This is a genomic window from Streptomyces sp. NPDC090119 (assembly GCF_044747085.1).
Lineage (GTDB): Bacteria > Actinomycetota > Actinomycetes > Streptomycetales > Streptomycetaceae > Streptomyces.
In genome coordinates this window covers 196701-216653 of the sequence record NZ_JBIVDK010000006.1, presented here as the reverse complement: position 1 = coordinate 216653, position 19953 = coordinate 196701, and the positions used below count along the sequence as shown (strand labels likewise).

Genomic DNA, 19953 nt, shown 5'->3' with positions numbered 1-19953 from the left:
GCGTGATGTGGCGACCCTCGTACGCATGGGGACCAGTGTGCTCAGCCTGCGCATGGACGGGGAGCTGCTAGAGAGGCTCCGGGAACGTGCGGCCAAGAGAGGAATGAGCGTGCAGGATTACGTGATCCGCACGCTCGCCAGGGACGACTTCGACGAGCGGTTCCAGACCGCCGTCGACGAGACCGAGAAGTTCTACGGGGTCACATGAGACTCATGTGACCCCGTAGGAAACCTCAGCCGCGCCCCGGTCAGGTCAGACCGAGGGCCGGCATCAGGTAGTAGAAGCCGAAGACGGCCGCGACCACGTACATCGCCACCGGGATGTCCCGGCCGCGCCCGGCGGCCAGGCGGAGCACCACGAAGGTGATGAAGCCCATGCCGATGCCGTTGGTGATCGAGTAGGTGAACGGCATCATCACCATGGTCACGAAGGCCGGGATGGCGATGGTGAAGTCGGACCAGTCGATCTCCCGGATCGAGCCCGCCAGGATCAGGAAGCCGACCGCGAGCAGCGCGGGCGTGGCGGCCTGGGACGGGACCATGGTGGCGATCGGGGTGAGGAACAGCGCGGCACCGAACAGGGCGCCGGTGACGACGTTGGCGAGACCCGTGCGGGCGCCCTCGCCGACGCCCGCGGTGGACTCCACGAAGCAGGTGGTGGCCGACGCGGAGCTGGCGCCGCCCGCGGCGACGGCGAGGCCGTCGATCAGCAGGACCTTGTTGACGCCCGGCATCTGGCCCTGGGCGTCGGTCAGCTTGGCCTCGTCACTGATGCCCATGATCGTGCCCATGGCGTCGAAGAAGCAGGACAGCAGGACGGTGAAGACGAAGAGGATGCCGGTCAGCACGCCGACCTTGGCGAAGCCGCCGAACAGGCTGACCTGGCCGATCAGGCCGAAGTCCGGGGTGGCGACCGGGTTGCCGGGCCACTTCGGGGTGGTCAGGCCCCAGGACGGCACCTTGGCGACCAGGTTGATGATCACCGCGAGGACGGTCATCGCCACGATGGAGATCAGGATCGCGCCGGGGACCTTGCGGACGATCAGCGCCAGGGTGAGCAGCGCACCCAGGATGAACACCAGGACCGGCCAGCCGGTGAGGTGACCGCCGGTGCCGAGGGTGAGCGGGACGGTGGTCTGGGCGATGTCCGGGATACGGGTGACGAAGCCGGAGTCGACCAGGCCGATCAGCATGATGAACAGACCGATACCGATGGCGATGGCCTTGCGCAGCCCGTAGGGGACGGCGTTCATCACGCGCTCGCGCAGACCGGTGGCGACCAGCAGCATCACCACGAAGCCCGCGAGCACCACCATGCCCATCGCGTCCGGCCAGGACATGCGCGGCGCGAGCTGGAGCGCGACGACCGTGTTGACGCCGAGTCCGGCCGCGAGCGCGATCGGGACGTTGCCGATCACACCCATCAGCAGGGTGGTGAAGGCGGCGGTGAGCGCCGTGGCCGTGACGAGCTGGCCGTTGTCCAGGTGGTGCCCGTACATGTCCTTGGCGCTGCCAAGAATGATCGGGTTCAGCACGATGATGTACGCCATCGCGAAGAAGGTGGCGAAACCGCCCCGGATCTCGCGGGCGACGGTGCTGCCGCGCTCGGAGATCTTGAAGTAGCGGTCGACAGCGCCGAAGGAGGGTGCACCGCCGGGCTGTTCGGGGGAAGGAGCCTTGGCCGTGGCCGAGGTGGGCATGCGAGTCCTCTTCACCATTCAGGGTTCCCCCGAGCCCTTTTGGAGTTTCGTACGAACAGAAACAGTCAAAGACAAACGGCTTCAGTATGAACGTATGAAGCCTAGATCGCTATCTCCGCGCGTAGATATTCACCGAATGTCCGTAGGGTCACAGGGCTGCAGGGCGCAGCGGGGCGCCTCGTAAGCTGTGCTCATGACGAAGTGGACCCCCAAGCACGAAGCGCCGGAGCCCCTGGAGGGGCCCGTGGTCGCCACGATCACCGGCGGCACGATCGTGTGGTTCGTCCTCTTCCTGGTCCAGCTGCCGTTCTATGGCTGGTTCGACGACCACGGCCATCTGTGGTGGGTGTGGACCTGCCTGGCCGGGGCCGGTCTCGGGCTGATCGGCATCTGGTACGTGCGCGGCCGGGACGCCGCGATCAAGCGGGCCGCGGCCGAGCGGGAGCCCGTCTCCGCGGAGTGACCTCCGGGTCGTGCGAGACCTCTGGACGGCATGCGGATTTTCGTGTTGTCATGCCCACTGCTGTCCGATGACAACGTTGTACCGCGCGCGTCCGAAGCGCTGACAACGTTGCCTTCGTCGCCCTGAACCACCCCTGAGCACCTCCGGCCCACCACCTCAGAGGTTCTTGCATGACATGGACACGGCATATCGGTCGCTTCATGGCCGGGACACTGGCGGCGACCGCGCTGCTGGCCACCCCCGCCCACGCGCAGGCCGACCCTCCCGCCCGGCTGACCGACCTCGTCAACCCGTTCATCGGCACTCAGAACGAGGGCAACACCTACCCCGGCGCGGCCGTGCCGTTCGGCATGGTGCAGCTCTCCCCCGACACCGGCCACAACACCGGCTACGACTACGGCCAGGACCACATCCGGGGCTTCTCCCTGGTCCACCTCTCCGGCGTCGGCTGCGGCCTCGGCGGTGACCTCCCGGTGCTGCCCACCACGGGCGACGTCACCACCACCGACTACGCCCGCTACGCCGCGAAGTTCAGCCACGACGACGAGTCCGCCAGCCCCGGCTACTACCGCGTCGGCCTGGACTCCGGCATCGAGGCCGAGCTGACCGCGACCGCCCGCACCGGGGTGCAGCGCTACACCTTCCCGGCCACCGACAAGGCCAACGTCCTGCTGAACGCGGGCCAGTCGCTGCACACCAAGGTCGCCACCGAGGTCGAGATCCTGGACGACCACACCGTGCGCACCAAGCTCACCGGGCGCGGCTTCTGCCAGGACACCGTCCCGTACACGCTCTACACGGTCACCCGCTTCGACCGCCCCTTCACCGCCCACGGCACCTGGACGGGCTCCACCGTCACCGAGGGCGCAAAGACCGGCGCGGACGGCGCGTATCTGCGGTTCGACACCCGCGAGGACCGCACGGTCGAGGCGACCACCGCGCTGTCCTACGTGGACGCGCGGGGCGCGCTCGGCAATCTGCGCGCCGAGGGCGGCCGGTCCTTCGACGCGGTGCGCGGCGCGGCCGGGCGGGCCTGGGAGGACCGGCTGGACGACGTACGGGCGCGCGGCGGGAGCGACACGCTGCGCCGGACCTTCTACTCCTCGCTGTACCGGTCGTTCCTCGCGCCGAACATCGGCAGCGACACCGACGGCCGCTACACCGGCTGGGACCAGAAGATCCACCGCACCCAGGGCTTCACGTACTACCAGAACTGGTCGCTGTGGGACACCTACCGCACCCAGTCCCAGCTGCTGTCCCTGCTCGCGCCGCGTGAGGCGCGGGACATGGCGATCTCGGTGATCCGGATCGACGAGGAGAGCGGCTGGCTGCCCAAGTGGGGCTACGGCACGGTCGAGACCAACATCATGACCGGCGACCCGGTGACCCCGTTCCTCACCAACGCCTACCAGCAGGGGCTGCTGCACGGCTGGGAGGAGCGGGCCTACAAGGCGCTGAAGAAGAACGCGGACGGCGTGCCGCCCGCCGACTCGCCGGCCGTGGGCCGGGAGGCGAACCGGGAGTACCTCGCCGACGGCTTCGCCCCCTACGTCAAGGACCGCCCGCACGCCAAGCCCGGTGACTCGGACTACGACCACGGGGCGTCGGCCACGCTGGAGTACGCCCTGTCGGACGCGATGCTGTCCCGGATGGCCCGCGACCTCGGGCACGGCGCGGACGCGGACCGGTACGCGACGCGGGCGCGGAACTACCGGAAGATCTTCGACCCCTCCACCGGGTTCTTCCGCGCCCGGGACGCCTCCGGCGCCTTCACCGGCCCGGCCGACCCGGCCAAGAGCGAGGGCTTCCACGAGGGCACGTCCTGGCAGTACCAGTGGCTGGTGCCGCAGGATCTGCCCGGCATGGTGGACCTGATCGGCGGCAAGCAGGCGGCCAACGACCGGCTCGACTCCTTCTTCGCCTACGGGCAGTTGCTCCAGGACCCGGCGAAGACCGCCCGCGAGGTGTGGGTGAACGGGCCGTACGACTACTACAACGCGGACAAGTACAACCCGCAGAACGAACCCGACCTGATCGCGCCGTACACCTATCTGTCCACCGGGCAGCCGTGGAAGACGACGGACGTGGTGCACGCGGCGCTGACCCTGTTCACGGACGGGCCGACCGGGATGACCGGCAACGACGACCTGGGCACCATGTCCGCCTGGAACGTCCTGTCGTCCATCGGCGTCTTCCCGGTCCAGCCCGGCTACGACACCTGGGGCCTGTCCACCCCGGTGTTCGACCGGGTCGACCTCACCCTGGACCGCCGCTACTACCCGCGCGGCGCGCTCACCATCACCGCGCCGGGCACCTCGGCGGACACCCGCTATGTGCGGTCGGCGCGGCTGGACGGCGCCGCGTACGGGCGGACCTACCTGACCACCGAGGCGCTGCGGACGCACCGTTCGCTGTCCTTCACGGTCGGGTCGACGCCTTCCTCCTGGGGGACCGGGGCGGATGCGGGGCCGCCTGCGCTGGGCTGATCCAGGGCCTGGTCAGGGGCGCCCCCGAGACGCGTCGGGGGCGCCCCTGGCGTTACCCGGAGATCGGCCCGCCCGGCAGGTGAAGCGGGGATTCCGCACGTAACGTCGAATGCATGACGCATATCGACTCGGGTGCCGGACTGGACCCCGTGCACCCGGTCGCGCCGCCCGGCACCCGCCCGGCGGGGCTGACCCGCGCCGAGGTCGCGGAGCGGGTGGCACGGGGGCAGGTCAACGACGTACCGGTGCGCAGCAGCCGCTCGCTCGGCGAGATCGTGCGGGCGAACGTGTTCACCCGGTTCAACGCGATCATCGGCGTGCTGTGGGTGGTGACGCTGTTCGTCGCGCCGATCCAGGACAGCCTGTTCGGGTTCGTGATCCTCGCCAACACCGGGATCGGGATCGTGCAGGAGTGGCGGGCGAAGAAGACGCTGGACTCGCTCGCGGTGATCGGGGAGACCCGGCCGACCGTGCGCCGGGACGGCCGTGCGGTCCAGGTGCCGACCAGCGAGATCGTGCTGGGCGACCTGGTGGAGATCGGGCCTGGCGACAAGATCGTGGTGGACGGGGTGTGCGCCGAGGCCGACGGTCTGGAGGTGGACGAGTCGCTGCTGACCGGCGAGGCCGACCCGGTGGTCAAGCACCCAGGCGAGCAGGTGATGTCGGGCAGCTTCGTGGTCGCGGGCGGCGGCGCCTTCCAGGCGACCAAGGTGGGCCGGGAGGCGTACGCGGCCCAACTCGCCGAGGAGGCGTCCCGGTTCACGCTGGTCCACTCCGAGCTGCGGTCCGGGATCTCCACGATCCTGAAGTACGTGACCTGGATGATGGTCCCGGCCGCGCTCGGCCTGGTCGTCACCCAGCTCGTGGTGAAGAGCAGCGACTTCAAGTCGTCGGTGGCCCGGACGATCGCCGGGATCATCCCGATGGTGCCGGAGGGGCTGGTGCTGCTGACCTCGGTGGCCTTCGCCATCGGGGTGGTGCGGCTCGGGCGCCAGCAGTGCCTGGTGCAGGAGCTGCCCGCGATCGAGGGCCTGGCCCGCGTGGACACCGTCTGCCTGGACAAGACCGGCACGCTCACCGAGGGCGGCATGGACGTGACCGGGCTGAAGCCGCTGGACGGCGCCGACGAGAAGCGGGTACGGGAGGTGCTGGCCGCGCTCGGGGCGTCCGACCCGCGTCCCAACGCCTCGCTGCAGGCCATCATCGACGCCTACCCGGACGGCAGGGGCGAGGACGGCGAAGGCGGGAAGAAGGACCTGCGCCCGGTGAGCGCGCTGCCGTTCTCCTCGGCCCGCAAGTACAGCGGGGCCGCGTTCGAGGAGGGGGACGGCAAGGTCGCCGGATGGCTGCTGGGCGCCCCCGACGTGCTGCTGGCCCCCGACGACCCCGCGCTGAAGGAGACCGGCCTGCTGAACGAGCAGGGGCTGCGGGTGCTGCTGCTGGCCCGCGCCGCCCGTGACCTGGACGGTCCCGACCCGGCGCGCGGGGCCCGGCCCGTGGCCCTGGTGGTGCTGGAGCAGCGGCTGCGCCCGGACGCGGCCACGACCCTGCGCTACTTCGCCGACCAGGACGTCCAGGCCAAGGTGATCTCCGGGGACAACGCGGTGTCGGTCGGCGCGGTCGCGCACAAGCTGGGGCTGTCCGGCAAGGCGGTGGACGCGCGGAAGCTGCCTGCCGACCCGGCCGACCTGGCCAAGGCGGTGGACCGGGCCACGGTGTTCGGGCGGGTCACCCCGCAGCAGAAGCGGGAGATGGTCGGCGCGCTCCAGTCCGAGGGGCACACCGTGGCGATGACCGGCGACGGGGTGAACGACGTGCTGGCCCTGAAGGACGCCGACATCGGCGTCTCGATGGGCTCGGGCTCGGAGGCCACCCGCGCGGTGGCGCAGATCGTGCTGCTGAACAACAGCTTCGCCACGCTGCCGTCGGTGGTCGCGGAGGGCCGCCGGGTGATCGGCAACATCACCCGGGTGGCGACGCTGTTCCTGGTGAAGACGGTGTACTCGGTGCTGCTGGCGCTGCTGGTGGTGTGCTGGCAGGTGGAGTACCCGTTCCTGCCCCGGCATCTGACGCTGCTGTCCACGCTCACCATCGGCGTCCCGGCGTTCTTCCTGGCGCTGGCGCCGAACAAGGAGCGGGCGCGGCCGCACTTCGTGCGCCGGGTGATGCGGTACTCGATACCCGGCGGACTGCTGGCCGGGGTGGCGACCTTCGTGACGTATCTGCTGGCCCGGCACCACTACACGGGTGCGGGCTCGCTGGCCGCCGAGACCAGCGCGGCCACGCTGACCCTGTTCCTGATCTCGATGTGGGTCCTCGCCATCATCGCCCGCCCCTACACGTGGTGGCGGCTGGCCCTGGTGGCCGCGATGGGCGTCGCCTTCCTCTTCGTGCTGACCGTCCCCTGGCTCCAGGACTTCTTCGCCCTGCGCCTGGTCGGCAACACGATGCCGTGGGCGGCGGTGGGAGTGGCGGTGGTGGCGGCGGCCGCCCTGGAACTCGTGTGGAGATGGGTCGACCGCCGCTTCCCGGTGTGAGGGTTACTGCACGTCGACCGCGTCGGCCGTGGCGGCGACGGCGGCCGTGGTGGACATGCCCGCGTAGACGTAGCGGAAGGAGCCGTCGACCGAGGCGGTGACGGTGGTCTTCAGCTTGCCGTTGGCGTCCGTCTTGACGGTCTTGAGGGTGCTCCAGGTGGTGGCGCCCTTCTTGGCGAACTGGAGCTGCACGGACTGCGCCCCGAGGCCGTAGTACTTGTTGTAGTCCCAGCTGGCGCGGGTCAGGGTGCCGGTGACCGTGAGGGTCTTGCCCTTCTTGACCGGCTCCGGGGCGGCGTCGGTGGTCAGCGCGGAGTTGCGCAGCAGGCTGGTGGTGGCCATGCCGCCCTGGTCCTTGAAGCCGACCTTGTTGAAGTCGGGCTTGGAGGGGTTCTGCCCGTTGAAGGCGGTCGCCTCGGCGGCCACGGACCACTTGCCCGCGTCGGAGGCGGTCAGGTCGCCGTCGGACGGGTAGACGTCGATGGTGCCGGTGCAGGTGAGCGTGGTGGTCGTGGCCTTCTTGCAGGTGGCGAAGTCGTCGCCCTCGACCGTGGCGGTCGGGTCGTCCAGGGAGCCCCGGTAGAGGTAGGCGTCGCTGTAGAAGTCGGCGGCGGTCGCCTTGACGTCCGCACCGTAGGTCAGCGTGTACGAGTAGGTCGCGCTGACCTTGTTGCTGCTGCCGACCTTGATCGACGAGGCGATCTTCAGCTTCGAGAAGCTGACGTTCATCGTGTACGGCGTGCCTTCGGCGGGCGCGGCGTGCGCGGCCGGTACGGCAAAGGCGGAGAGAGCCAGGGCGCCGGTGACGGCGGCCACGGTGGCACGTATGCGCATGTGCGGTTCCCTCTGGGGGAGAAGTGATCGGTGAGTCGGTCGACTCGGGTGATCAGATCCGTGAGGGGGCTCACGGGTTGTACGGGCGGGGCGTTCCTTGACCTGAGTTTGCCCACTCATTGCCTGGTCGAGGAGCCCCCGCCCGCTCACCTCTCGTGAGGTGTCCGCGGATCTACCGCACGTCGACGAAGTCGGCGGTCGAGTCGATCGCCGGGGTGGTCGAGGTGCCCGCGAAGCTGTAGCGGAAGTAGCCGTCGGCGGACGCCTTGACGGTGGTCTTCAGGTTGCCCCTGGAGTCCGTCTTGACGGTCTTCAGCGTCGTGTAGGCGCTGGCGCCCTTCTTCTTGAACTGAAGCTTCACGGACTGCTTGGTGTACCCGTGGTACTTGTTGTCCTCCCAGTTGGCGCGGGTGAGGGCACCGGTGACCGTGATGGTCCTGCCCTTCTTCACCGGCTCCGGGGAGGCGTTGACGGTCTGGCGGGCGTACCGCTGCACCGAGGTGGAGGCGAGGCCGCCCTTGTCGGCGACGCCGATCTCGGCGGGGTCGGGGTTCTCCTCGTCCTGGCCGTTGAGGGCGAAGGCGAGCGCGCCGCCCTTCCAGCTGCCGGCGTCGGAGTTCCACAGCTCGCCGTCGGCGGGGTAGAAGTCGAGCTTGCCGGTGCACTTGGCGGTGGTGGCCGTGGCCACCTTGCAGGTGGCGGGCAGGTCGCCGAACACCGTGTTGTCCGGGTAGTCGAACGCACCCTTGTAGAGGTACGGGCCGGTGACGAAGTCGGGGGCCGTGATGTCCACGTCCGCGCCGTGGGTCAGCGTGTAGGTGACCGTGGTGGCGACGTGGTTGGTGGTGCCGACCTTGATCGCCTTGGCCACCTTGAACTGCGAGAAGGTGACGTTCAGGTCGTACGGCACGCCACTGCGGACGGACCTGACGCCCTGCTTGCCCGAGGCGGCGTGCGCCCCCTTGACGATCTTCATGGCATTCGTGCGGTACGCGGAGCCGGCGCCGTCGGCGTGCGCGGCCGGGACGGCGAGGGCGGAGAGGGCCAGGGCACCGGTGACGGCGGCCACTGAGGCGCGAAAGCGCATGTGCGTTCCCCTGCGTCATGGGCCCCGGTGACCACCGCGTACGACGCGAACGAAGCGACGCGGGGGTCCGGTGAGGCCCGTCTGATCATGCGAGCCCGTTGGCTCAAACGATCAGACGGTCGACCCCGGCCGATGGTTGTGGGTGAATCGAAAATTCCGCGACCAATTCGTGAAGCCCCAGGCCAGCGGGCGTAATTCAGTCGAACCAGCGATCCCGCGCCAGTTCCTCGGTGCGGGACGGGTCCTCCAGCAGCGCGGCCACCTCGAAGCGGCGCGGCCACTGCCCGGCCGCCCAGGCGAGTCCGGCGGCGACACCCTCCAGGGTGGCGGCGTGGAGCACGCCGTCCCGGGTGAGCCGCCAGTCGATCTCGACGCCGTCCACGACGAGTTCCTCGTGCTCGGCATAGCTGTCCGGGGTGCGCGGGCCGAGCAGCGTCCGTACCGGCTCGGGCACCTCGTGCTCGGTGCCCTCGGAGTCCACGGCACCGGTGACGGACTCGCTCAGCCGCCGCACCTGGAACAGCTCGGCCAGCGCGGCGGCCAGCGCGGGCCGGACCGGCAGCAGCGCCACTCCGGAGGCGAACGGGAGCAGGTCGGGCGAGTCCACGACCACCGCGTCCCGCGCGTCCACCACGACCGCCCGCCCGTCGCGCACCGCCCGCAGCTCGTCCGGCAGGGTCACCTGCTCCGGGTCCATGTCGGCCAAGGCGCTGTACAGGCCGTGCAGTTGGAGCGGGGACACCGGCCGGTCGGGGTCCGCGAGCCGGTCGAGGAGCTCGGCGGCGCCGCCGGGCTCGTCCAGCAGCGCGGCCACCGAGGTGCGCACCCCGAGGGCGCGGAGCACCTGCTCGTCGTGGAAGCCGGTGGCGTCCGCCTCGTCGTACAGGCCGTGCAGCAGCGGGTCGCCACCGGCGGCGAGCAGGCCCGCCGGGCGGCGGCCGTCCAGCACCGGGTGCCCGCGCAGCCACCAGGCGGTGTAGGGCCGTACGACCTCGTGGGTGCCGTCGGGGAGGAGGACGCGGACCGGCTGGATCAGGGCGTCGCGCAGCGGGGGCTGGGCCAGCAGGGCGAGCGCCTCGGGCCAGCGGTCGTCGTCCACCAGGTCCAGGTCGCGCACGGCGACGAGTTCGGTGGCGACGGGCGGTACGGGGCTGTCCGGGAAGCGGTCGAGGATGTCCTCGGACCACACGTCCACGGCGTCCAGCAGCCCGGCGTCGTCCGGTTCGGCGAAGTCGCTGTCGCGGGGCTCCAGTTCGTCCGGGTCGAGGACGACGTCGGTGGCGCGGACGAGGGCGAAGTCGGCCAGCACCCCGCAGGCGGCGAGCGGCTGTTCGCCCCACTTCTCGGCCAGTTCGGCGTCGACGGCGGCGAGTTCGCCCTCGCGGATGACCCGGGCGAACGGGCTGCCGGGCAGAACCAGTTCGCCCGCCGGGGCGAGTTCGCCGTCCTCGTCGGGCAGGGCGAGCGCGCCGAGCCAGGGCTCGTCGCCGGGCTCAAGGCCCGCGTCCCGGACCAACGCCAGGACGGTGTCGGCCAGTTCCTCCGCGTCCGGGGCCTCTTCCTCCCACATCGCCCCGCCGTCGTCGTCCAGCGAGGCGGCGACGGCGGCCCGGACCTGCGGGGTGGTGAGCACCGCGCGCGGGGTGGCGGGCAGCGCGCCCAGCTTCTCCAGCAGCGGGTGCGCGGCGTCCGCGTGGGCCAGCTTCAGGCCGAGCCTGCCCAGCACCTCCGCGTCCGGCGCGGTGGTGTCCGGCGCGGGCAGCAGCACCTGGCGGGGGCCGATGGTGGTCCGGCCGGTCCCGGCGAGCGGCACGGGCAGCCCGGACAGCCGCTCGGGGTCGACCCCGGCGAGGCTGTCGTAGAGCCGCCACCACCACTCGGGCTCCTTCTCCAGACCGGCCAGCCGGTCCACGGCGTCGGCGAGCGGGAGCCGGGCCACGCCGAGCGCGCGCAGCTCGGGGCGCCGTTCGAGGCCCGCGGGCAGCAGGGTCGGCAGCACCTCGGCGAGGACGCGGACGGTTTCGGCGCCCGCGCCCTCCACGATCTCGGCGTCCCTCGGGCGGAGCGCCTCGGGCAGGTCGTCGTTGCCCCGCGGGGGCAGCGCCGGGGGCAGGAACGCGGTGCGCGGCAGCCGGTCCAGCACGGCCTGCCGGAGCGCGCCGTCCAGCCCGCCCTGGCCGAGCGGGCCGGGGACGAGGTCGATGGCTCCCTCGGTCACCGGCCGCCATCCGGCGAGGAGTTCGGTGTAGGCGTCGGCCGCGCGCTCCACCAGGAAGTCGGTGAGCGGGCCGGGCGCGGTGTGCCGCCGGGTGGTGTCCAGCGGGAAGGACGCGATGAGCACGCCGGGGAAGCCGACGGGTTCGTCGCTGGGGGTGGGGGCGTGCAGCACGGGCGCGGTGCGGGGGCGGACCGGGCGGCCCTCGCCGTCCTCGGGCACCGCCCACGTCACCGACCAGTGCGGGCGCAGCCGTTCCTCGACCGGGCGGTCCGCGAGGAGGCCGGGGTCGAGCGGGCCGTGGCTGGTGACGGTGCGCCAGCAGGTGGTGCCGTCGCGGGAGTCGTCGACGACCGTGACGGCGTCCTCGGTGCGGCGGCGCAGGGTGCGCGGCTCCCGCCCCTCCACCTCGACGACGACCTCTTCGAGGCCCGGCAGGGCGAGCAGCAGGGAGTCGTCCACGGCGTCCAGCAGCCGCTCGGCAAGCGAGGCGGCGGCCGCGTCGCGCAGCGGCAGGATGACGGCGGTGTCGTACGGGTCCGGCGCGGTGCCCTCGGCGGCGAACGGCAGCCTGAGCAGCGGGACGTGGCCGTCGCGGCGGCGCACCTCGTCACCGAGGCCGGGGCTGTGCCGGGCGGTGTCGGCGGCCAGTTCGCGGGCTTCGGCGAGCGACCAGCGGACTCCGCCGTGCCGGCCGACCAGCGCGGGTTCGTCGGTCACGGAGAGCACGGCGGCGAAGCCGACGCCGAACCGGCCGACCGTGACGTGTCCGTCGTGGCGTTCCCGCTTGGCGGAGGCGCGCAGGGTGGACAGCGACTCGACGCCGGTGGCGTCCAGGGGGGCGCCGGTGTTGGCGGCGATCAGTACGTCGCCCCGCAGGGTGAGCCGCAGCCGTCCGGGCGTGTCGGCGCGGGCGGCCGCGTCGGCGGCGTTCTGGGCCAGCTCCACCACGAGCCGGTCCCGGTAGCCGCCGAGTACGAGGTCCTCCTCGGCGTTGGCGTCCTCACGGAACCGGGCGGGGCTGGTGGCCCAGGCGTCGAGGACACCGCGACGGAGGCGGGCGGTGCCGAACGGGTCGGCGCCTTCGGCCGCGGGCCGCACGTACTTGCTCACGTTCACTCTCCATCATCGACGTGAGATCGAAGGTACAGCGACCTGACGGTCCGTCCTTCGCGGCGTACGCGCGGGGCGACGGGCTACGAGTGGCCGAGTTCCGCCGCTTCGCCGTCGCCCTCGGCGGTGACCGAGCCGGAGTCGGCGGCGGGCCGGAGCGGGAAGGGGTCGACCTGCGTCTCGTCCACCACGGGCAGCGGCGGGCGGGGCGGGGTCGGCATGACGGCGGCCTCGGAGTGGGCGCCGCAGCCGTAGGCGAGGGAGACCACGCGGCCGTCGGCCGGGGAGAACTCGTTGCCGCAGACGCCGAACGCCTGGCCCAGGGAGCCGCCGATCGGGGCGAGGAAGCCGCAGCTCGCGCAGGTGGCGGGGGCGGCCTGGGCCATCGCGGTCTTGGGGCCGAACGCCTCCTCCCAGCGGTCGGCGGCGACATGCAGGCCGTAGCGGGACAGCACGCGGGCGCGGCGCATGCCCAGTTCCTCGGCGACCGAGGTGATCGAGCCGCGCGCGGGCACGCCCGCCTGGGCGGCGGGGCTGCCGGGGGTGACGTCGGCGTCCTCCCGCTCGGCCAGCTCGGTCAGGCCCCCGGCCAGCGCGGAGTTCGGCGGCGGCTCCTCCTCGCCGGAGAAGCCGGGCTCCAGGCGCAGGTCCTCCTCGTCGGTGGGGAGGAGGTCGCCGGGGCCGAGGTCGCCGGGGCGCAGTCGCTCGCTCCACGGCACCCATTCGGGGGCGAGGAGGGCGTCGCGGCCGGGCAGCAGCACGACCTCGTCCAGGGTGACGATCTTGGCGCGGGAGGCGCGGGCGACGGTGGCGGCCCAGCGCCAGCCCCGGTAGCCCGGTTCCTTGCACTCGAAGAAGTGGGTGACCAGACGGTCACCCTCCGACACCAGGCCGATGTGCTCACCGACCACACCGGGAGCGGCCGCTTCCTCCGCTGCGGTGCGCGCGAGGTCGATCGCCTCGGCGCACAGGCGGTCAGGGGTGCGGCTTCGCGTGGTCGCTGCGCTCACAGGTATCGCTTCTCTCCTACGCCGTCTACGAGTGCGGATGCACTCCGGCGGTGAAGCGGACGGAGCGGACCTGTGGGCCGCATCGACGTCCGCGTCCGATCACGCGCGGGCGCACCTCTGCCATCCATTCTGCGCTATGGCTGAGATACGCACGCTACCCCGTCGCCCGTGGTGGGGGACAGTCCGCGGCCGTCCGGCGGGTTCCGGACCGGTAAATCGTGCGGAGCCCGCGTCGACTCGCTTGGCCGCAAACCGCCTACGGGACGGTCGCTCGGGGCACTATGAAGCACGTGGCAGCCACGGACAGGGGGCGCGGTGGCGGCGGTTCGGGCCGCGTCGGCGGTGTCGTCCGCTCCGTCGGCCGTGCCCTGCGCCTGCCGGTGACGGGCACCGCGCGCGGCATCCGCAAGGTCACGCACGCGCACGGCGCGGGCGAGTCGGGCCTCGGCAAACTGATCGAGCTGCACGCGGTGAACGGCGCCGGGGACGTCATGATCACCGTGGCGCTGGCCTCCACGGTCTTCTTCTCGGTGCCGACCGACGAGGCCCGTGGCCGGGTCGCGCTCTATCTCGCCATCACCATGGCGCCCTTCACCGTCCTCGCCCCCGTCATCGGCCCGCTGCTGGACCGGCTGCCGCACGGGCGGCGGGCCGCGATGGCCGGGGCGATGCTGGCCCGCGCGCTGCTGGCGCTGGTGCTGTCGGGGGCGGTGGCGAGCGGCGGCCTGGAGCTGTATCCGGCCGCGCTCGGGGTGCTGGTGGCCTCCAAGGCGTACGGGGTGGTGCGCAGCGCGGTCGTGCCCCGGCTGCTGCCGCCCGCGTTCTCCCTGGTGAAGGCCAACTCGCGGGTCACGCTGGCCGGGCTGCTGGCCACCGGGGTCGCGGCGCCGATCGGGGCGGGGCTCCAGATGGTCGGGGACCCCTGGCCGCTGTACGGGGCTTTTGTGATCTTCGTGGCGGGTACGTTCCTGTCGTTCTCGCTGCCCCGCACGGTGGATTCGGCCAAGGGTGAGGGCGTGGCGCTGCTCGCGGCGGACGAACAGCATCTGCACGGGCCGCGGCGGCTGCATCCGGGCAAGCGGCCCGGGCTGCGCACGGTCGGGCCCGCCGTCACCCACGCGCTGGGCGCGAACGCGGGGTTGCGCTGCCTGTCCGGCTTCCTGATCTTCTTCCTGGCGTTCCTGCTGCGCGAGCATCCGCTGGCCGGGGAGAGCGCGGCGGTCTCGCTGGGGATCGTCGGCGTGGCGGCGGGCGCGGGCAACGCGCTGGGTACGGCCGTGGGGGCGTGGCTGCGTTCCAAGGCGCCCGAGATCATCATCGTGACCGTGGTCGCCGTCGCGCTCGGCGCCGCCGTGGTGGCCGCCGTGTTCTTCGGCGCCGTCCTGGTGGCCTGCCTGGCCGCGGTGGCCGGTTTCGCCCAGGCGCTGGGCAAGCTGTCCCTGGACGCGCTGATCCAGCGGGACGTGCCGGAGGCGGTCCGCACCTCGGCCTTCGCCCGCTCCGAGACCATCCTCCAGATGGCCTGGGTCTTCGGCGGCGCGGTGGGCATCGTGATGCCCCTCAACGGCACGTTCGGCCTGGCGGTGGCCGCCGCCCTGGTCGCCGTGGGCTGGCTGACGACGCTCCGGGGGCTGCTGACGGCGGCACGGCACGGGCCCCGTACCCGGCCGCGCGTCGCCTGACGGAGCGAACGTGTCGTACCCCACGTGGACCGCCCGCGAGGTGTGCCCGATAGCCTTCGGCCATGACCTCGCTGCAATCCGCCCCGCGACGCCGCCGGGCGCTCGCCGCCGCCGGTGCCGTTTCCGCCGGACTGCTCGTCCTCTCGGCCTGTGACAAGCCGACGCCCGTCTCCACGGTCACCGTCGGGGACAGCTCGGTCAATTCCGAGGCGCTCTGCTACAACGGCGACAAGACGCTGACCGCCAAGTCCCTCGCGCAGTGCGCGAAGAAGGCCGGCGACGAGAAGACGGTCTCGGTGGACCCGGACGGCGACACGGTCCGCGTCGGCGTCGACCCGAAGATCGCGGACGCGGGCTGGGTGCTGCTGGTCAACGGCCGTCAGTTCACCGACGTCAGCAAGAAGACGTACAGCACGATCCCGGGCAACGCGTTCTTCAACGCCCAGTACGGCACCCAGGGCGACACCAACACGCTGTCCATCCAGATGGGCGCCGGTTCCTCGCCGAAGGGCCTGTGGAGCTTCAAGCTCAAGAAGGCGACCTCCTGACGGAGGGCTCCGGTCCCGTGAACGTCCGCCGCCGCGTCCTCGTCGCCACCGCCGTCCCGGCCGAACGGGACGCGGTGGCACGGGCGTTTCCGGGCGCCGCCGAAGAGGTACGGCTGCCCGGCGCGACCCTGCTGCGCACGGACGGCGCGTTCGACCTGCTGGCCGCCGGGGTGGGCCCCGCGCTCGCCGCCGCGTCCACCGCCACCGCGCTGACCACCGCCGCCCTCACGGGCACCCCTTACGGCCTGGTCGTCTCGGCCGGGATCGGCGGCGGTTTCCAGCCGGAGGCGCCCGTCGGCTCGCTGGTCGTCGCCGACGCGATCACCGCGGCGGACCTGGGCGCCGAGACGCCGGACGGCTTCCTGCCGGTCACCGACCTCGGCTTCGGCACCGTCACCCATCTGCCGCCGAGTTCACTCGTACGAGAAGTCGTCCAGGCCACCGGTGCCCGCCCCGGCACCGTGCTGACCGTTTCCACCGTGACCGGTACCGCCACCCGCGCCGCCGCCCTGCGCGAGCGCCATCCGGGTGCGCTGGCCGAGGGCATGGAGGGGTTCGGGGTCGCGGAGGCGGCCGCCGCGCACGGGGTGTCGGTGCTGGAGATCCGCGCGGTGTCCAACCCGGTGGGCCCGCGCGACCGCGCCGCCTGGCGCATCGGCGACGCGCTCGCCGCCCTCACCGGGGCCTTCGGGAAGCTCGCGCCCGCATTGGAGAGTTGGAACAAGCATGACGACTGAGCCCCTGCAGATCGCGTACTCGCCCTGCCCCAACGACACCTTCGTCTTCGACGCCCTCGCCCACGGCCGCGTCCCCGGCGCCCCCGCGCTGGACGTGACCTTCGCGGACATCGACATCACCAACGGCATGGCCGAGCGCGGCGAGTTCGACGTGCTGAAGGTGTCGTACGCCGTGCTGCCGTACGTCCTCGACGAGTACGCCCTGCTGCCCTGCGGCGGCGCGCTGGGCCGGGGCTGCGGGCCGCTGGTGCTCACGCGGGAGGCGGGGACCGACCTGACCGGGCGCACGGTCGCGGTGCCGAGCGAGCGTTCGACCGCGTACATGCTCTTCCGGCTGTGGGCGGCCGACACACTGCCCGGCGGGGTCGGGGAGATCGTGGTGATGCCGTTCCACGAGATCATGCCGGCCGTGCGGGACGGCAAGGTGGACGCCGGGCTCGTCATCCACGAGGCCCGCTTCACCTACCAGGAGTACGGGCTGCACAAGCTCGCCGACATGGGCGAGCACTGGGAGCGCACCACCGGGCTGCCGATCCCGCTCGGCGCGATCATCGCCAAGCGGTCGCTGGGCGCGGAGACCCTCCAGCGGCTCGCGGACACCATCCGGACCTCGGTCCGGGCCGCCTGGGACGACCCGGAGGCGTCGCGCACGTACGTCATGGAGCACGCCCAGGAGATGGACCCGGCCGTCGCCGACCAGCACATCGGGCTGTACGTCAACGAGTTCACCGCCGACCTCGGTGAGGACGGGTACGCGGCGATCCGGGGCCTGCTGACGCGCGCGGCGGCCGAGGGCCTCGTACCGGCCCTCGGACCGAAGGCACTCGCGTTCCCCTAGGGAATCCCCTCGCGGGGCGGGTCAGACGTCGAGCTGGTCCGCCACGGCGCGGAGGAGGCCCGCGATCTTCTTGCCCGACGTGCGCTCCGGATAGCGGCCCTTCTCCAGCATCGGCGTGATGTTCTCCAGCAGGGTGGTGAGGTCCTGCACGATCGAGGCCAGTTCGTCCGGCTTCTTGCGCTGGGCGGCCGCTACGGAGGGGGTCGGGTCGAGAACGGTCACCGAGAGCGCCTGGTCACCGCGCTGACCGGCGACGACGCCGAACTCCACGCGCTGTCCGGGCTTGAGCGCCTCGACTCCGTCGGGCAGGACCGAGGAATGCACGAAGACGTCGCCGCCGTCGTCGCGGGAGAGGAAGCCGAAGCCCTTCTCACTGTTGAACCACTTGACCTTGCCGGTGGGCACGTCTGTCCTCGTCCTCGTACTCGTCGGGAAAAGCTCGGAAAACGGGTATGTGGAGCACCGCGGCGGGTCGACCTAGACCCGCCGACACCCAGGCTAATGGTCATCGGGCGGGTGACAAGGTGCTCACCGGTTGTTCTCTCGCGCTGGGAACTACCCTGGTCCGGTGCGTGACAAAACCCAAACGAATTCCGCCGGGCCCGGTGACGGACTGATCCGCGCCGGAGTCATCGTCTTCTTCCTCGGCGCCGTGGCCACCCTCGTCACGGTGGCCCCGCTCTTCCTCGGCAGCCATCCGTTCCCGACCTACATGTTCGGGCTGAGCATGCTGATGGCGGTCGGGTTCCTCATCGCGGGGGCGGGGGTGCTGCGCTCTGTTGCGGCGGGTCGGCGCCAAGCCCGGGGTGCGGGGCGCTGAGGTTGGCCGTAATCAGGGGGGTGCCGATTGTCATTCGGCCTGCGGTTCGTCGTGGCTGGTCGCGCCGTTCCCCGCGCCCCTAAGAGGTCGGCACGGTCGGCGTAGGCCCGGTCAGTGGCCCTGGGCCGACGTCACGTGGGTGGTCAGCCACGTCGGGAAGGTCGTCAGGTCCGGGAGGACCACGTCGGCGCCCGCCTCGCGGAGTTCCTGCTCGCTGCACGGGCCCGTGGCCACCGCTACCGAGAGGGCTTCGGCGGCGCGGGCGCCCCGGATGTCGCCGGTGTGGTCGCCGACGTAGACGTGCGCGCCGTGTTCGCGGAGGGCGCGGGCCTTGTCCTCGGCCCACAGGTCGCCGACCACCACGTCCGGCTCGATGCCCAGGTGGGCGAGGTGGAGCTTGGCGTTGGGCTCGTACTTCGCGGTGACCACCATGGTCCGGCCCCCGGCCGCGCGTACGGCGGTCATCGCCTCGCGGGCGCCGGTCAGGGCGAGGGTGGGGGCGATGGCGTACTCGGGGTACATCGCCCGGTACAGGTCGGCCACGGCGGGGACGTCGGCGGCCGGGAACCAGTTCACCAGCTCCTCCGCGAGCGGCGGGCCCAGCCGCGTCACCACCAGGTCGGCGTCCACGTACACCCCGGTCCGCTCCGACAGCGCGAGATAGCAGGCCCGGATGCCGGGCCGCGAGTCGATGAGCGTCATGTCGAGGTCGAAGCCGACGGTGGGCGCATATGCGGGGGACACGGCAGGCATGGGCGCCATTGTGCCCGGCCGGGGTCGCGGGAGGCCCGGCCGGGGTGCCGCTACCGCCTGCGCTGCGAGCGCCAGAGCAGGAACAGCGCCGAACTCACCGCCGCCCCGCGCACCACCCACGGCCAGGTCTCGGTCAGGGCGTCGCTCAGGTGCCCCTCGGCGACCGGAGTCCCCCAGTGCCCGGTGTTGCGGCCCCACAGGTAGGTCACCCCGGCGGCGACCGCGAGCGCGGGCAGCACCAGGACCGCCCACTTGGTCTCGGCCGGGGTGAGGCGACGGGAGCCGTAGGCGATGAGCCAGCCGAGGAGCAGCGCGAACCAGTTGCCCAGCACCGCGCCCACCAGCAGCGCGGCGGCGCCCAGCAGCAGGAGCGGGTTGGTCCAGCCGGCCGCGGGAAGCGGGACGAAGCGTCGGAACCGGGAGCGCGGGATCACCTCGACCGGCTCCACGACGGCCTCCTTCGGCCTGGTCGGGTCGGTCTCCTCCGTCTCCTTGGGGGGACGCCGCAGCATCTCCGGGATCTCCACCCCGCCGACGAACCCCGGCACCGAGTCCGCGGCCGCCGCGCCGAACGGTCCGTCCGCCACCCGCCACCAGTCGGGCCGGGTCAGCGACTCGCCGAGTTCGTGCGCGGGCGCGAGATGCGGCGGGGACGCCCCGTTCGTCGGAGCGGGTACGGCGGGCTCCGTATCGGCGGGACGCGGTCGGGGCACGGCGGCGCGCAACCCCTTGAACCCCCGGGGCCTGCGCTCCGGCTTCTCCGGCTTCTCCGGTTCCGGCTGCACGGGCACCACGGTGGGCGGCGGGACGGTGCCCCCGCCGCCGACCGCCCGCACCACGGCGTCCGGGCTGCCCAGCTGGTCCAGGATGCGGCGCACGGCGGCCGGGCTGTCCACCGTGGCGCGGGCCCGGTGCCGGTCGATCTCGTTGCGCAGCTCGGAGACCAGCCGCATCCGCGTGGACGACGGCAGCTGCCGCTGATGCGCCACGTCCCCGACACGGCTCAGATACTCGTAGACGACCTGGTCGCTCTCGATCCCCAACGGAAACCCCTCCGGGGCGACGGTGGTGGAACCCCGCCCAGAAGGTAGCGCAGACCGGCACCAATCGGCCCACCCGGACGGAGCGGC

17 protein-coding genes are annotated in these 19953 nt (G+C 72.1%); 9 read left to right on the top strand and 8 right to left on the bottom strand.

Translation table 11 applies throughout. The features are described from left to right. Positions 1-25 precede the first annotated feature (25 nt). Positions 26-208 carry a ribbon-helix-helix protein, CopG family gene (locus ACIPPM_RS25735; RefSeq protein WP_393594933.1) on the top strand — a complete coding sequence of 61 codons (183 nt, stop codon included), beginning with the start codon at positions 26-28 and terminating at the stop codon, positions 206-208. A 40-nt stretch (positions 209-248) separates the two neighbouring features. Here the strand turns inward: ACIPPM_RS25735 and ACIPPM_RS25730 are convergent, their stop codons facing one another. Then, entirely contained in the window at positions 249-1700 is a 1452-nt protein-coding gene (locus ACIPPM_RS25730) for an NCS2 family permease (protein ID WP_401451997.1), read from the bottom strand. 193 nt (positions 1701-1893) lie between these two features. Here ACIPPM_RS25730 and ACIPPM_RS25725 point away from each other — a divergent pair, with 193 nt between their 5' ends. The 3 genes from ACIPPM_RS25725 to ACIPPM_RS25715 all read left to right on the top strand — a co-directional run bounded on the left by ACIPPM_RS25725 (position 1894) and on the right by ACIPPM_RS25715 (position 7186). Continuing rightward, entirely contained in the window at positions 1894-2163 is a 270-nt protein-coding gene (locus tag ACIPPM_RS25725; protein ID WP_401451994.1) for a DUF2530 domain-containing protein, read from the top strand. 200 nt (positions 2164-2363) lie between these two features. Next, entirely contained in the window at positions 2364-4649 is a 2286-nt protein-coding gene (locus tag ACIPPM_RS25720; protein ID WP_401451991.1) for a GH92 family glycosyl hydrolase, read from the top strand. A 113-nt stretch (positions 4650-4762) separates the two neighbouring features. Further along, positions 4763-7186, top strand: a complete 2424-nt coding sequence (locus tag ACIPPM_RS25715) for an HAD-IC family P-type ATPase (RefSeq protein ID WP_401451988.1) — start codon at positions 4763-4765, stop codon at positions 7184-7186. A 3-nt stretch (positions 7187-7189) separates the two neighbouring features. On the opposite strand, the gene ACIPPM_RS25710 is transcribed toward ACIPPM_RS25715, so the two are convergent. The 4 genes from ACIPPM_RS25710 to ACIPPM_RS25695 form a co-directional block, all read right to left on the bottom strand. Continuing rightward, positions 7190-8020, bottom strand: a complete 831-nt coding sequence (locus ACIPPM_RS25710) for a hypothetical protein (protein WP_401451985.1) — start codon at positions 8018-8020, stop codon at positions 7190-7192. 172 nt (positions 8021-8192) lie between these two features. Then, a complete protein-coding gene (locus tag ACIPPM_RS25705; protein WP_401451982.1) occupies positions 8193-9107 on the bottom strand; it encodes a hypothetical protein in 915 nt (304 codons plus the stop codon). A gap of 196 nt (positions 9108-9303) precedes the next feature. Continuing rightward, positions 9304-12435, bottom strand: a complete 3132-nt coding sequence (locus ACIPPM_RS25700) for a sacsin N-terminal ATP-binding-like domain-containing protein (RefSeq protein ID WP_401451979.1) — start codon at positions 12433-12435, stop codon at positions 9304-9306. Positions 12436-12518: 83 nt separating this feature from the next. Further along, positions 12519-13445, bottom strand: a complete 927-nt coding sequence (locus ACIPPM_RS25695; protein ID WP_401451976.1) for a DUF3027 domain-containing protein — start codon at positions 13443-13445, stop codon at positions 12519-12521. Positions 13446-13726: 281 nt separating this feature from the next. On the opposite strand from ACIPPM_RS25695, the gene ACIPPM_RS25690 reads away from it, so the two are divergent. From ACIPPM_RS25690 to ACIPPM_RS25675, 4 genes are all read left to right on the top strand, one after another. Next, positions 13727-15127, top strand: coding sequence for an MFS transporter (locus ACIPPM_RS25690; protein WP_401451973.1), 1401 nt, complete (start codon positions 13727-13729; stop codon positions 15125-15127). A 62-nt stretch (positions 15128-15189) separates the two neighbouring features. Further along, positions 15190-15675, top strand: a complete 486-nt coding sequence (locus ACIPPM_RS25685) for a DUF2771 domain-containing protein (RefSeq protein WP_401451970.1) — start codon at positions 15190-15192, stop codon at positions 15673-15675. Between the two features lie 17 nt (positions 15676-15692). After that, positions 15693-16412 (top strand): futalosine hydrolase, encoded by a 720-nt coding sequence (locus ACIPPM_RS25680; protein WP_401451968.1) that lies wholly within the window; start codon positions 15693-15695, stop codon positions 16410-16412. Beyond that, positions 16402-17250 (top strand): 1,4-dihydroxy-6-naphthoate synthase, encoded by an 849-nt coding sequence (locus ACIPPM_RS25675; RefSeq protein WP_401451965.1) that lies wholly within the window; start codon positions 16402-16404, stop codon positions 17248-17250. Before ACIPPM_RS25680 ends, ACIPPM_RS25675 begins: the two co-directional genes overlap by 11 nt. A 21-nt stretch (positions 17251-17271) precedes the next feature. Here the strand turns inward: ACIPPM_RS25675 and ACIPPM_RS25670 are convergent, their stop codons facing one another. After that, positions 17272-17655, bottom strand: coding sequence for a cold-shock protein (locus tag ACIPPM_RS25670; protein ID WP_389005072.1), 384 nt, complete (start codon positions 17653-17655; stop codon positions 17272-17274). Between the two features lie 163 nt (positions 17656-17818). Between ACIPPM_RS25670 and ACIPPM_RS25665 the strand changes: the two genes are divergently transcribed. Further along, positions 17819-18070 carry a hypothetical protein gene (locus ACIPPM_RS25665; protein ID WP_164194913.1) on the top strand — a complete coding sequence of 84 codons (252 nt, stop codon included), beginning with the start codon at positions 17819-17821 and terminating at the stop codon, positions 18068-18070. A 111-nt stretch (positions 18071-18181) separates the two neighbouring features. Here the strand turns inward: ACIPPM_RS25665 and ACIPPM_RS25660 are convergent, their stop codons facing one another. Further along, complete coding sequence (locus ACIPPM_RS25660; protein ID WP_401451962.1) at positions 18182-18823, bottom strand: HAD family hydrolase; 642 nt, start codon at positions 18821-18823, stop codon at positions 18182-18184. A 50-nt stretch (positions 18824-18873) separates the two neighbouring features. After that, positions 18874-19866 (bottom strand): hypothetical protein, encoded by a 993-nt coding sequence (locus tag ACIPPM_RS25655; RefSeq protein ID WP_401451960.1) that lies wholly within the window; start codon positions 19864-19866, stop codon positions 18874-18876. Positions 19867-19953: the final 87 nt, after the last annotated feature.